The 11,593-nt window shown below is 69.7% G+C and carries 11 protein-coding genes; 7 read left to right on the top strand and 4 right to left on the bottom strand.

Annotated features, from left to right (window positions below):
• Positions 1–130: 130 nt before the first annotated feature.
• Complete coding sequence (locus tag AC27L4_RS10095; RefSeq protein ID WP_487141993.1) at positions 131–427, top strand: hypothetical protein; 297 nt, start codon at positions 131–133, stop codon at positions 425–427.
• 104 nt (positions 428–531) lie between these two features.
• Here the strand turns inward: AC27L4_RS10095 and AC27L4_RS10090 are convergent, their stop codons facing one another.
• The 4 genes from AC27L4_RS10090 to AC27L4_RS10075 form a co-directional block, all read right to left on the bottom strand.
• Positions 532–756, bottom strand: coding sequence for a hypothetical protein (locus tag AC27L4_RS10090; protein WP_487141992.1), 225 nt, complete (start codon positions 754–756; stop codon positions 532–534).
• Positions 757–890: 134 nt separating this feature from the next.
• A complete protein-coding gene (locus AC27L4_RS10085) occupies positions 891–2,726 on the bottom strand; it encodes an aminopeptidase P family protein (RefSeq protein WP_487141991.1) in 1,836 nt (611 codons plus the stop codon).
• A 232-nt stretch (positions 2,727–2,958) separates the two neighbouring features.
• On the bottom strand, positions 2,959–3,972 hold the full coding sequence (locus AC27L4_RS10080) for a magnesium and cobalt transport protein CorA (RefSeq protein ID WP_487141990.1): 1,014 nt from the start codon (positions 3,970–3,972) through the stop codon (positions 2,959–2,961).
• A 222-nt stretch (positions 3,973–4,194) separates the two neighbouring features.
• The gene (locus tag AC27L4_RS10075; RefSeq protein ID WP_487141989.1) at positions 4,195–5,121 is read right to left on the bottom strand and encodes a 50S ribosomal protein L11 methyltransferase; all 927 of its coding nucleotides are present in this window, start codon (positions 5,119–5,121) and stop codon (positions 4,195–4,197) included.
• A 146-nt stretch (positions 5,122–5,267) separates the two neighbouring features.
• On the opposite strand from AC27L4_RS10075, the gene AC27L4_RS10070 reads away from it, so the two are divergent.
• From AC27L4_RS10070 to AC27L4_RS10045, 6 genes are all read left to right on the top strand, one after another.
• Complete coding sequence (locus tag AC27L4_RS10070) at positions 5,268–5,951, top strand: thioredoxin domain-containing protein (RefSeq protein WP_487141988.1); 684 nt, start codon at positions 5,268–5,270, stop codon at positions 5,949–5,951.
• A 22-nt stretch (positions 5,952–5,973) separates the two neighbouring features.
• Positions 5,974–6,981, top strand: coding sequence for a phosphotransferase enzyme family protein (locus AC27L4_RS10065; RefSeq protein ID WP_487141987.1), 1,008 nt, complete (start codon positions 5,974–5,976; stop codon positions 6,979–6,981).
• Positions 6,982–7,203: 222 nt separating this feature from the next.
• On the top strand, positions 7,204–8,844 hold the full coding sequence (locus AC27L4_RS10060; RefSeq protein ID WP_487141986.1) for an ABC transporter ATP-binding protein: 1,641 nt from the start codon (positions 7,204–7,206) through the stop codon (positions 8,842–8,844).
• A gap of 234 nt (positions 8,845–9,078) precedes the next feature.
• Entirely contained in the window at positions 9,079–9,531 is a 453-nt protein-coding gene (locus AC27L4_RS10055) for a MarR family winged helix-turn-helix transcriptional regulator (protein ID WP_487141985.1), read from the top strand.
• Positions 9,528–10,241 carry an SDR family NAD(P)-dependent oxidoreductase gene (locus AC27L4_RS10050; protein WP_487141984.1) on the top strand — a complete coding sequence of 238 codons (714 nt, stop codon included), beginning with the start codon at positions 9,528–9,530 and terminating at the stop codon, positions 10,239–10,241. Before AC27L4_RS10055 ends, AC27L4_RS10050 begins: the two co-directional genes overlap by 4 nt.
• A gap of 1 nt (position 10,242) precedes the next feature.
• On the top strand, positions 10,243–11,574 hold the full coding sequence (locus AC27L4_RS10045) for an NAD(P)/FAD-dependent oxidoreductase (RefSeq protein WP_487141983.1): 1,332 nt from the start codon (positions 10,243–10,245) through the stop codon (positions 11,572–11,574).
• Positions 11,575–11,593 lie beyond the last annotated feature (19 nt).

The raw sequence follows: 11,593 nt of genomic DNA, 5'->3' as shown, positions 1-11,593 counted from the left end.
TTCACAGTCCGCCCAAACCGAGTCCGTTCCGGGACGGTCCCGTCACGCTGCTTTCGACGAACAGGGCCGGGGCCTGGATACTTGCCGAAAGGGGGGAGCCCTTCCGGCGAACGACCTCGGAGGATCCACCATGAAGAAGGCATTGATCGCGATGGAATCGGCGCTGACCCTGGCAGCCGACACCCTCGCCCTGCCGACGCCCGCTTCGGCCAATCCGGCCTGGCTGGTGCCGGCCCTCGTCGCCGCCGGCATCGGCGGCATGACGGTCGGCGCCGTGGCGGCCAATGCGGAGCCCCGGCAGGAGGTGGTCGTCCCGCCTCAGCAGCAGCCCGCCTATGTTGCCCCGGGCATGCAGCCGGCCGCGGCCTGCCATTGGGCCCGGGCTCGCATCGATGGCGCCTGGCAGCGGATCGAGATCTGCAACTGATCCGGACGCATCCGCCGCGGCCCGCCCCCAAGAGGGGACCGCGGCAAGCGATGGGGCCGCCTCCCGTATGGAAGGCGGCCCCATCCGTTCCGTGTCCTTGAATATCAGTGGCCGGCGGCGCTGTGGTCCTGCACGGCGGGGATGTCGATCAGGGCGCCGACATCCGCCAATTCCTGCATCGTGACGTCGATCGAGACGCCGCTGTCGCCGAAGATGCGCCGGGATTCGGCATGCAGGTCGATCCGTTCACCCTTGATGGCGACACGTTGAATCAGCTTCTCGACTTCCTCGGCATAGAGACGCGGACGCAACGCCGGGTATTTTCTCATCGCCGTTCTCCGTTCTTGCCCTGAACGGCTTATACACCGATGATCTTGGCAGTAATGTGAAGGTTTTTCGTAGCCGGCAAGGTAAAGGGTTGTCCCTGCCGGCCTTCTCATCCCTTCGGTTGTTCGGCCTCCCCTTACACCGCTACGTCCGAAAGCTGTCCGATCGGCTGCGTCGCCTGCTCCAGCCAGGCACGGGTCCTGGCGTCCACCAGCGGCGACAGGGTGTCGCGCACGCGGACGTGATAGGCGTCGAGCCAGGCGATCTCGCGCGCCGTGAGCAGGGCGGGGTCGATCGCAGCCCGGTCGATCGGCGCGAGGGTCAGCGTCTCGAAGCCGAACATCGGCCGCTCCGCCCCCTCGATCTCCAGCGGCTCGACCAGCACGAGATTCTCGATGCGGATGCCGAACTCCCCGGCGCGATAATAGCCCGGCTCGTTGGACAGGATCATGCCGGCCTCCAGCGGCGTGGTGCCCAGGCGCGAGATGCGCTGCGGGCCCTCATGCACCGAGAGATAGGAGCCGACGCCGTGGCCGGTGCCATGGTCGAAGTCGGTGCCGATCTCCCACAACGCCTGGCGGGCGAAGCTGTCGAGCTGCGATCCGGCGGCTCCCTTGGGGAACCGCGCCAGGGAGATGGCGATCATGCCCTTGAGCACGCGGGTGTAGCGATCCTTCATCAGCGCCGACGGCTCGCCGACGCTGATCGTGCGGGTGATGTCGGTGGTGCCGTCGACATACTGCGCGCCGGAATCGATCAGGAAGAAGCCGGGCTCGACGCGCCGGTTCGACTGGTTCGTGACGCGGTAGTGCGGGATGGCGGCGTTCGGGCCGGCAGCCGAGATCGTCGGGAAGGACAGGTCCTTCAGGACGCCGCTCTCCGCCCGGAAGGCCTCGAGCGCCTCGGCGGCGGAGATCTCGGTCTCGCGGCCCTTGGGCGCGGCTTCGGCGAACCAGGCCAGGAAGCGGGTGACGGCGGCGCCGTCGCGGATCTGGGCGGCCCGGGCTCCGGCCCGTTCCGCCTCGTTCTTGACCGCCCGCAGCAGGGCGATCGGATCGGCGCCGCGCTGGACGATGCCGCCGGCGCCCTGGATGATGCGGGCGAAATGCTCGACCACCATGTTGGGGTCGAGCCGTACCGTCCTGTCCTTCACCGCCGCCGCCAGCGTCGCGTCGATCTGCGAGGGCTCGATCACCGAGGCGAAGGAGGAGAGATCGTGGCGCACGGCATTGGAGAGCTTGCGGCCATCGATGAACAGGGTCGGCTCGCCATTGTGCGGGATCAGCACATAGGACAGCGGCAGCGGCGTGTGCGTCACGTCGGCGCCGCGGATGTTGAAGGCCCAGGCGACGGCATGGGCGTCGTTGGTGAAGACCGCATCGGCCTTGAGCTCGCCGAGGCGGTCCTGGATGCGCATCAGCTTGGAGGCCGGGCTTTCTCCGGCCAGCGCCTCGTCATGCAGCGTGACGATGCCGAGCGGGGGCGCCGGCCGATCGGTCCAGATCGCGTCGACCGGGTTTTGCGCCAGGGCGATGAGGCCGGCGCCGACCCGCTCGCAAGCTCCCTTCAGCCGCTCGACCTCGGCGATGGTGTGCAGGCGCGGGTCGAAGCCGAGCTTCTGGCCGGGCCGCAGCATCGATTCCAGCCACGTCTCAGGCGGCTCCTCGATCAGGTGGCGCGGCGTGATCACGCCGGTGTCGACCTGCTCGCGCACCTGCACGGTGTAGCGCCCGTCGACGAAGATCGAGGCCTCGTTGCGCAGCACGACGGCCACGCCCGCCGAGCCGGCGAAACCGGTCAGCCAGGCCAGCCGCTCCTCGGAGGGCGGGCAATATTCGTTCTGGTGCTCGTCGGAGCGCGGCACGACGAAGCCGTCGAGCCCGGCCTCGGCCAGCTTCTTGCGCAAGGCGGCGATGCGCGACTTGCCCTGCGCCGGGTTGGTGATCTCGTCGAAGGATTGCAGAGCTGTCATGGTCCGTCTGCCCGTTGGTCGCGCCCGTTCGATACCCGGGGACGCGATCTGTCAACTGCGGAGGGTGGGGCGACCAGCCGTGACTGACACCTTTCTCAGGGGCGCGGGGCTCGCCGAGACGTCCGCCGCCGGGCGAGCCGTGGACACGGCTCCGAACCGTTCATGCGTCGCCGAACGGGTGGCAAGGTCCGCCGCACGGTCTCGGACCGGAGAGGTGCCGGCGCAAGGCCCCCTACAGCCAGCCATTCCTGCGGAAACGCCAGTACAGCGTGGCGGAGACGACGAGGATGAAGGCGAGGACGATGTAGTAGCCGTCGGCCATTTCGAGCTCGGGCATGTTCTTGAAGTTCATGCCATAGATGCCGGCGACTGCGGTCGGCACGGCCAGGATGGCGGCCCAGCTCGCCAGCTTCTTGGCGACGGCGGTCTCTTGAGTCTGGCCGAGCAGGAGGCTCGCCTCGAAGGCGAAGGCCAGCACCTCGCGCAGCGAATCGATGCGCTCCTGGATGGTCCGGACATGATCGGTGACGTCGCGGAACAGCGGCTGCATCGCCGGCCGCACCATCGGCAGGTCGGCATGCTCGAGGCGCCGGCAGACCTCGACCAGCGGGCCGACCGCATTGCGCAGGCGCAGCAGGTCGCGGCGCAGCATGTAGAGACGCTCGATGTCGGTGGCATGCATGGCGTTGGCGAGCACCTTGTCCTCGATCGCCTCGACCTCGTCGTGGATGGCCTCCAGCACGGGAGCATAGTTGTCGACGATGAAGTCGAGGATGGCATAGGCGATGTAGTCCTCGCCCTTGGCCAGGGCGCGCGGGCAGGATTCGCAGCGCTCGCGCACCGCCGAATAGGAGGTGGACGCACCGTGGCGGACCGAGACGACATAGCCGGTGCCGACGAAGAGGTGGGTCTCGCCGAAGGAGGGGCGGCCGTCGATCAGCTGCGCCGTGCGGGCGACGATGAACAGCGAGTCGCCGTACTGTTCGATCTTGGGCCGCTGATGCGCATGCTCGGCGTCCTCGATGGCGAGGTCGTGCAGCTGGAACTGGGTCTGGACGCGCCGCAGCACGGCGCGGTCGGGCTCGAGCAGGCCTATCCAGACGATGTGGCCGGGGCGCTTGGCCCAGGCTCCGGCCTCGTCGATGGAGATATCGGCGACGCGCCGGCCGTCGACATAGACGCCGGCGGCGATCAGGCTAGTATCGTCGTTGGCCGGACGAAGCGACGGGTTGGGGAGGTGATTCATCGCGGCTCCTCCATCCGACAGGACCGGGAGCGAGCCCGAATCCGGTCTTTCCTCGGCCCGGCCTTGCCGGCGGGGCGGGGCGCAACGCCTGGAAACATGCGCGCAAACCGAGGGGAGGGCAAGCCTCGCCGGCGACTGGAAATCGCCCAAGCAGGTCCTCTCGAACCTGCTCACACCTGCGAGTTCGAGCGGCTTGTCGTGGCGAGAGCCGCGAGACGCCGCCTAGCGCAGCCGGCGCGGCTTGGCGCCGCCATGGGTCAGCACCAGCGTCGTCCACTCGTCGAGCCGGTAGCGCCTGACCAGGTGCAGGCCCTGGGCGCGATAGGCGGCGAGGGCGGCGTTGGCGTGGGCGTGCAGCAGGCCGGAGAGGATCACCGTGGCGCCGGGCGCCAGCAGGCGGGCCATCGGCGCGGCGAGGCGAGCCAGAGGCCCGAGCAGGATGTTGGCAAAGACGAGATCGTAGGGCTTTTGCGCCTGCATCCGCTGCGCCGTGGTGCCGCGCGCCACAATGGCGCTGACATAGGCGCCGGCCTTGTTGAAGCGGATGTTGTTGCGCGCGGTGGCGATCGCCTGCGGGTCGATGTCCGAGGCCAGCACGCGACGGTGCAGGGCCCGCGCCGCGGCGATGGCGAGCACGCCGGTGCCGGTGCCGATGTCGAGCGGGTGGCGCGGCCGCCGGCGCTTCAGCAGGTCGTCGAGGCCCAGCAGGCAGCCGCGGGTCGTGCCGTGATGGCCGGTGCCGAAGGCCAGCGCCGCCTCGATCTCAATGCCGATGCTGTTGGGGCGGACCCGCGCCCGGTCGTGGCTGCCATGGATGGTGAAGCGCCCGGCCGCCACCGGGGCGAGGCCTTCCAGCGACGCGGCGACCCAATCCTTCTCGCCGAACGCGTCATAGTCGACCTCGACCTCGCCGCCGGCAGCCAGGCGTATCAGCTCGGTCACCGCCGGCCGGTTCGGCTCGGTGCGGAAATAGACCTCGACCAGCCAAGGCGGCTTGGGCGTGCCGTCCTCGCGCTCGAAGGCGGCGACGGCAGTCTCGGCCGGATCGAAACTCTCGCCCAGGAGATCGGCGATGCGGCGGGCCCGGGCCTCGTCGGTGACGATGCGGGCGACATGGGTCGGATTGTTGGGATGCAGGCCTTCGAGCATGGGCGCTTGGCTATCGCGTGCCGGCGGGGAGGGCAACGGAAATCGCAGGAGCGGCGCTGCGGTCATGTTGCGGACACGAAGGCAGGGCCTTGTCCCGGGCGAGCGGGCTCCGGCCTGCTTCGACATGGCAATCGGGAATGAGACGTATGCTCAGACGCGGCTTCCTGGCCGGCCTCGCCGGCCTCGCACTGCATGGCGCGGCCAGGGCCGCCGGGGCGGACTACTGGTATTCCGTCCGCGGAGATGACGGGGCCGACGTACCCAACCTGCATCTGTCGGCCGAGCAGATCTCCGGCGTCGCGGCCCTGCCCGGGCTGATCCGCGGCGCCGGTCCCCGGGGAGCGGTCGAGGTGGTCGAGTTCTTCGACTACAACTGCCCTGTGTGCCGCCGGATGGCACCGGAGCTCGAGGCGCTGACGGTGCGGGACCGCCGGATCCGCCTCTCCTTCGTCAACATCCCCGTGCTCTCGCCCTTCTCGGTCGAGGCGGCCAAGGTGGAGCTGGCCGTGCGCAAGCTGCATGGCGGCGAGACGGCCGTCGCCTTCCAGAAGCGCATGATGACGCAGAAGGGTGTCGCCAACGGCGCCCGGTCTCTCGACGTGGTCGCGGCCATGGGGCTGCCGCGCCCGGCCGTCGAGGCCGCCATGGCCGAGGCCGGGCTGGAGCGCGACATCGCCGCCCACATCCGCATGGCCACCGGCATCGGCTTCGACGTCACGCCCTCCTTCGTGATTGCCGATGCCGGCATCCCCGGCTATCCCGGTGCCAGGGTGATGGCGCGCATGGTGGAGGCCACCCGCAGCTGCGGCGCCATCGAATGCCAGGGCTGATCGCCCCACCGACGAGATGCCGATGCAGACGCCAGACTGGTTGCCTGTGCGCTATTCGATCCCGCGCATCGAGGGACTGACGCGCTTCCTCGCCGATCGCTACCGCCTGCCGGGGCCGGTTGAAGTCGGCTTCCTGCGTCGCGGCTTCAATGACAGCTTCGCGGTGCGGGCGGGCGATGGCTGGCGCGGCGTGCTGCGGCTGTCGGGCTGGCGCGGCCGCGGTGCTGCCGACGTCGCCACCGAGACGGCCCTGCTCGGCCACCTTGATGCGGCCGGCGTGCCGGTGGCGGCGCCGATCGCCACGGCGGAGGGCAGCCTGTTCACGGGCGTGCCGATGCCGGAAGGAGAGCGCCCGGCCGTGCTGTTCCGCCATGCCGACGGCCGGGCCGCGCCAGTCGAGTCGACCCGCGATGCGCGGGCCCAGGGCATGACGCTGGCCCGCATCCACGAGGCGGCCGAGAGTTTTTCGGGAGGAACCGCGGCGGCCTACCGACTCGACCTCGACCATCTGCTGCATCGCCCCGCTGCGGCAGTGCTCGGCCTTGGGCTTCTGGACGCCGAGGCGGCGACCGCTTTCGGCGCGTTGGTGTCGCGGCTCGCCGCCGGGGTTGCTGCGCTGGATGGCCTCGCCGCGGTCTGGTGTCACGGCGATTGCCATGGCGGCAATGCCCATATCCGCGAGGATGGTCCGCAGGCCGGCACGGCCGTGTTCTTCGATTTCGACGACAGCGGCCACGGCTATCTCGCCTATGACCTTGCGGTGTTCCTGTGGTCGACGGCGCTGCAGCGCCAGGGCCTGGCGCCGTGGCACGCCTTCATCGAGGGCTACCGGTCGGTTCGCCCGATCGCGTCCGCCGATTTTGCGGCGGTGCACCTGTTCGTGCCGATCCGGCATATCTGGCTGATGGGCAACTATGCCGAGCGCATCGTCGAATGGGGCAGCGAGGCAGTCCCGCTCGACTGGCTGACGCGGCAGATCGCCTATATCCGGCAATGGGAGGACGACCGGCTGTCGCCGATGCTGGTCTGACGGCCCGGCGGCGCCGGCTCATGCCGCGCCGCCAATCCGGAACACGAGCCGATCAATGTCCCGCGTCGCGCTCCCTGGCAGCGCTTCACGATCAAGGGCGAAGGCGCGAGGCGCCGGGCGAGGATGCGCTTCCCTTGCCCGGCAAGCGGCCGGAGGGCAGTTGTCCCGGTGCGAAAACGCACTTACCCTGACCGGAAACAACAACGATCCGGGGGAGCGGGCATGACGACGCAGCAGGCCGGCGCGACGCCGAGGGATGCGACGCTGACCGTCGCCAACCTTTCGATCAGGCTGCCGGCGAACATGGAGCGCGCCTTCGCGGTCGAGGATATCGGCTTCGAGGTGCAGCCCGGCGAGATCCTGTGCATCATCGGCGAGTCCGGCTCGGGCAAGTCCGTGACCGCCAACGCGGTCATGGGGCTCCTGTCGCCGACCTTTCTCGTCTCGAGCGGGGATATCCGCTTCGACCGGCTCGACCTTCTGCGTGCCGACGCCGGGACGCTGCGGGATCTGCGCGGCCGGCGCATCTCGATGATCTTCCAGGATCCCCTGTCGGCGCTCAATCCGCTGATGACGGTCGGCGACCAGATCGCCGAGGTGATGGAGGCGCACAAGGTCGGCAGCCCGCGGGAGCGCGAGGCGAAGGTGCTGCGCCTGCTGGAAGAGGTGGGCCTGCCCGATCCGCCCGCCCTGCGCCGTCAATATCCGTTCCGCCTCTCCGGCGGGCAGCGCCAGCGCGTCATGATCGCCATGGCGCTCGCGCTCGATCCCGACGTGCTGATCGCCGACGAGCCGACGACCGCGCTCGACGTGACCACCCAGGCGCAGATCCTGGAGCTGATCCGCGCGATCCAGCGGCGCAAGGGCATGAGCGTGATCTTCATCACCCATGATTTCGGCGTGGTGGCCGAGATCGCCGACCGTGTCATCGTCATGGAGAAGGGCAGGCTGGTCGAGCAGGGCGATGCCGGTGCCGTGCTGACGCGCCCCGTCCATCCCTATACGCAGCGCCTGCTGGCCGCGGTGCCGCGGATGCGCGGCACGCCCGCGCAGGAAGCCCCGGCGGCAGGGGACTGCGTGCTCGAGGTGCGCAATCTGAGCAAGACCTACGCCAGCGCCGGCTTCCTCAAGAAGGCGCGGGTGGTCAAGGCGGTCGACGATGTCGGCTTCACCCTGGCCAAGGGGAGGACGCTCGGCATCGTCGGCGAGTCCGGGTCGGGCAAGTCGTCCCTCGGGCGCCTCGTCCTCAAGCTGATGGAGAGCGATTCCGGCCAGATCCTGTTCGAGGGCCAGGATATCGCGCCGCTGTCGCAGGAGGCGTTCCGCCCGCTGCGCCGGCGTATCCAGATGATCTTCCAGGATCCGTTCGCCTCGCTCAATCCGCGGCACGTGATCGGGCGCATCCTGACCGCCGGCCCCGTCGCCCAGGGCATGCCGGCGGCCGAGGCTCGGGAGAAGGCGCTGCAACTGCTCGACCTCGTCGGGCTGGGCAAGGGAGCCCTCGACCGCTATCCGCACGAATTCTCCGGCGGCCAGCGCCAGCGTGTCGGCATTGCGCGGGCGCTGATGTTCGACCCGGCCCTTCTGGTGGCGGACGAGGCCGTCTCGGCGCTGGACGTGTCGATCCAAGCGCAGATCCTCAAGCTGCTGGAGGAGGTGCGGGCCCAGACCCATGTGACGATGATGTTCATCACGCATGACCTGAGGGTGGCGAGCCAGATCTGCGACGAGGTGGCCGTCATGTGCAACGGCAGGATCGTCGAGCAGGGGCCGCCGGCGCGTGTCTTCCGCACGCCCGGGGCAGAATACACCCGGCGCCTCGTGGCATCGATCCCCGGCACGGACTGGGAGCCCATCGCCTGAGCGCCCCTGGAAGGGCGCGGCGGTGCCGGCCGGGGTCTCGGCCGGCTCCGGTGGAGCGGCGACCCGGCCCGGTCGATGCGAGGCCGGGGAAAATTTAGTTGCGTTTGTCCACTATCTGCCGTTAGCTTCCTGTCACAAAGCGTGGGCGGGGCCATGAAAGCCGGGCAACGGCACAGGGCTCGCCCGACCCCGGGGGTGGCGATGTGCCTGGTGCAGGATAGCCCCATCAGATCCGTGCGGGACGTCGATCTCGGCGTCTTCGAGGATTTGCTCTCCTTCTACATCCGCGCCATCGGCATTGCCTGCTCGCGCGACCTCGATGCCCGCCTCGACGGATGCGAGGTCGCCAAGGGCACCGGCAAGATCAGCCTCCTGCTGCTCGTCGACAGCCATCCCGGCATCCGGCCGTCGATCATCGCCGATCTCACGCTCAAGGACCGGTCGGCCATCGCCCGGCTGATCGCCACGATGGAAGGGCAGGGGCTGCTGACCCGCGAGGTCTCGCCCGACGATTCCCGGGCCCAGAGCCTCTTCATCACGGCCAAGGGCAGGGACCTCGCCGCCCATGTGCGTGCGCTGGTGAAGGAGCAGTCCGAGGATTTCTTCAGCTTCATTCCGGCAGAGGAACGGGTCCAGCTCATGGGCATTCTCAAGCGCGCCTATGGGCGCATCGCGGGGCTGGCATGACCTTGGCGGCAGGTGGAGAAGGGCGCGTCGCGCTGATTTCGGGCGCCAGCCGCGGCATCGGCGCGGCCATGGCCGAGGCCCTGGCCGGTGAGGGCTGGCAGCTGTCGCTCGGCATGCGCGAGCCGAAGGCCCCGGCCTGGGATGCGGCCGGGGCCGCGCATCTCCAGGCCTATGCCGTCGGCGACGCCGCGGCGGAGCAGCGATGGGTGGAGGCGGCGCTCGCCCGGTTCGGGCGCATCGACGCCATCGTCGCCAATGCCGGCATCATGATCCCGAAGACGGTGATCGAGATCGGCGAGGCGGATTTCGACGCCATGCTCGAGGTCAATGTGAAGGCCCCGCGCCGGCTGGCGCAGGCGGCCTGGGAGGCGCTGGCGCGCTCGGGGCGCGGGCGCGTCGTCATTCTCGGCTCGCTGTCGGGCAAGCGCGTCAAGAGCGCCCTGGCGTCCTCCTACTCGGTGACGAAATTCGCGGCGGTGGCGCTGGCGCATGCGCTGCGCCACACCGGGTTCGACCTCGGCATCCGCGCCACGGCGGTGTGTCCCGGCTTCGTGGCCACGGACATGGCGCGCAGCGTGAGCACGACGCCGGAGGCGGAGATGACCAGCCCGGCCGACCTCGCCCGCATCGTCGCCATGCTGCTCGACCTGCCGAACGAGGCGAGCGTTGCGGAATTCTGCATCAATTGCCGGCTGGAAGAGAGCTACTGACATGCCTGGGCCCACGGTCGTGCCTGTCGAGGGGGATGCGAGCCTGCCGAGGAAGGTCGATGTCGTCGTCATCGGCGGCGGCATCATCGGCACCTCGACGGCGCTGGAGCTGGCCGAGCGCGGGCTGCAGGTCGCGCTGTGCGAGAAGGGCGGCATCGGCCAGGAGCAGTCGAGCCGCAACTGGGGCTGGGTGCGCATTTCGCGGCGTGATCCGCGCGAGGTGCCGCTGATGGCCGAGTCCCTGCGCCTGTGGGAGAGGATGGGCCAGCGCACCGGCGTCGACACCGGCTATACCAGGGCCGGCATCCTGTTCACCTGCGCCACCGACGCCGAGTATGACCAGCACGCGCGCTGGATGCGCAATCTCGAGGGCTATCAGCTCGAGACGCGCATGCTGGGTCCCGCGGAGTTCGACAAGCTGGTGCCGGGCACGCGCATGACGATCAAGGGGGCGCTGTACACGCCGGTGGACGGCCGCGCCGAGCCGCAGAAGGCCGCGCCCGCGGTCGCCGAGGCGGCGCGGCGCGCCGGCGCCGCCGTGCTGACCCGCTGCGCGGTGCGCGGCGTCGAGATGGCGGCGGGCAAGGTCGCCGGCGTGGTGACCGAGCGCGGCCCCATCGCCTGCGATGCGGTGGTGCTGGCGGGGGGGGCGTGGTCGAGCCTCTTCACCGGCTCGCTCGGTGTGCGCCTGCCGCAGCTCAAGGTGCTGAACTCGGTGCTGCGCACCAAGCCGCTGGAGGGCGGGCCGAACCAGGCCATCTGGGCCGACGACTTCGCCGTGCGCAAGCGCCAGGACGGCGGCTACACCGTCGCCTCCGGCCATGGCAACGTCGTCGACATCGTGCCGAACTCTTTCCGCTTCGCCCGCGACTTCATCCCGGCGCTGCGCAGCGAATGGCGCTCGCTGCAGTTCCGCCTCGGCCAGCGCTTCCTGGAGGAGGCCCGCACGCCCGCCCGCTGGCGGCTCGACGCGGAAAGTCCGTTCGAGGCGTGCCGCGTGCTCGATCCGGTGCCGGCCACGCGCTACACCGAGAAGGCGCTGGCCAATCTGCGCGCGAAGGTGCCGCTCTTCGAGAAGGCCGAGGTGGCGCAGCACTGGGCCGGCCTCATCGACGTGACGCCGGACGCCGTTCCCGTGATCTCCGGGGTCGACAGCCTGCCGGGCTTCTTCATCGCCACGGGCTTCTCCGGACATGGCTTCGGCATCGGGCCCGGCGCCGGCAAGCTGATGGCCGATCTGGTCACCGGCCGCCCGCCGGTGGTCGATCCGCATCATTTCCGCTTCAGCCGCTTCAGCGACGGCTCGAAGATCGAGATCATCTCAGGATTCTGATCCGCTCGACAGGAGAAGG

The sequence above is a fragment of the Labrys sp. Lb11 genome (assembly GCF_057554225.1).
Note: the sequence above shows the minus strand (reverse complement) of the source record. Positions and strands in the feature narration are given on the sequence as shown.

Bases quoted from the DNA above. Each gene is read 5' to 3' on its own strand.
- AC27L4_RS10095 (WP_487141993.1), top strand. From the start codon at position 131: ATGAAGAAGGCATTGATCGCGATGGAATCGGCGCTGACCCTGGCAGCC.
- AC27L4_RS10090 (WP_487141992.1), bottom strand. From the start codon at position 756: ATGAGAAAATACCCGGCGTTGCGTCCGCGTCTCTATGCCGAGGAAGTC.
- AC27L4_RS10085 (WP_487141991.1), bottom strand. From the start codon at position 2,726: ATGACAGCTCTGCAATCCTTCGACGAGATCACCAACCCGGCGCAGGGC.
- AC27L4_RS10080 (WP_487141990.1), bottom strand. From the start codon at position 3,972: ATGAATCACCTCCCCAACCCGTCGCTTCGTCCGGCCAACGACGATACT.
- AC27L4_RS10075 (WP_487141989.1), bottom strand. From the start codon at position 5,121: ATGCTCGAAGGCCTGCATCCCAACAATCCGACCCATGTCGCCCGCATC.
- AC27L4_RS10070 (WP_487141988.1), top strand. From the start codon at position 5,268: ATGCTCAGACGCGGCTTCCTGGCCGGCCTCGCCGGCCTCGCACTGCAT.
- AC27L4_RS10065 (WP_487141987.1), top strand. From the start codon at position 5,974: ATGCAGACGCCAGACTGGTTGCCTGTGCGCTATTCGATCCCGCGCATC.
- AC27L4_RS10060 (WP_487141986.1), top strand. From the start codon at position 7,204: ATGACGACGCAGCAGGCCGGCGCGACGCCGAGGGATGCGACGCTGACC.
- AC27L4_RS10050 (WP_487141984.1), top strand. From the start codon at position 9,528: ATGACCTTGGCGGCAGGTGGAGAAGGGCGCGTCGCGCTGATTTCGGGC.
- AC27L4_RS10045 (WP_487141983.1), top strand. From the start codon at position 10,243: ATGCCTGGGCCCACGGTCGTGCCTGTCGAGGGGGATGCGAGCCTGCCG.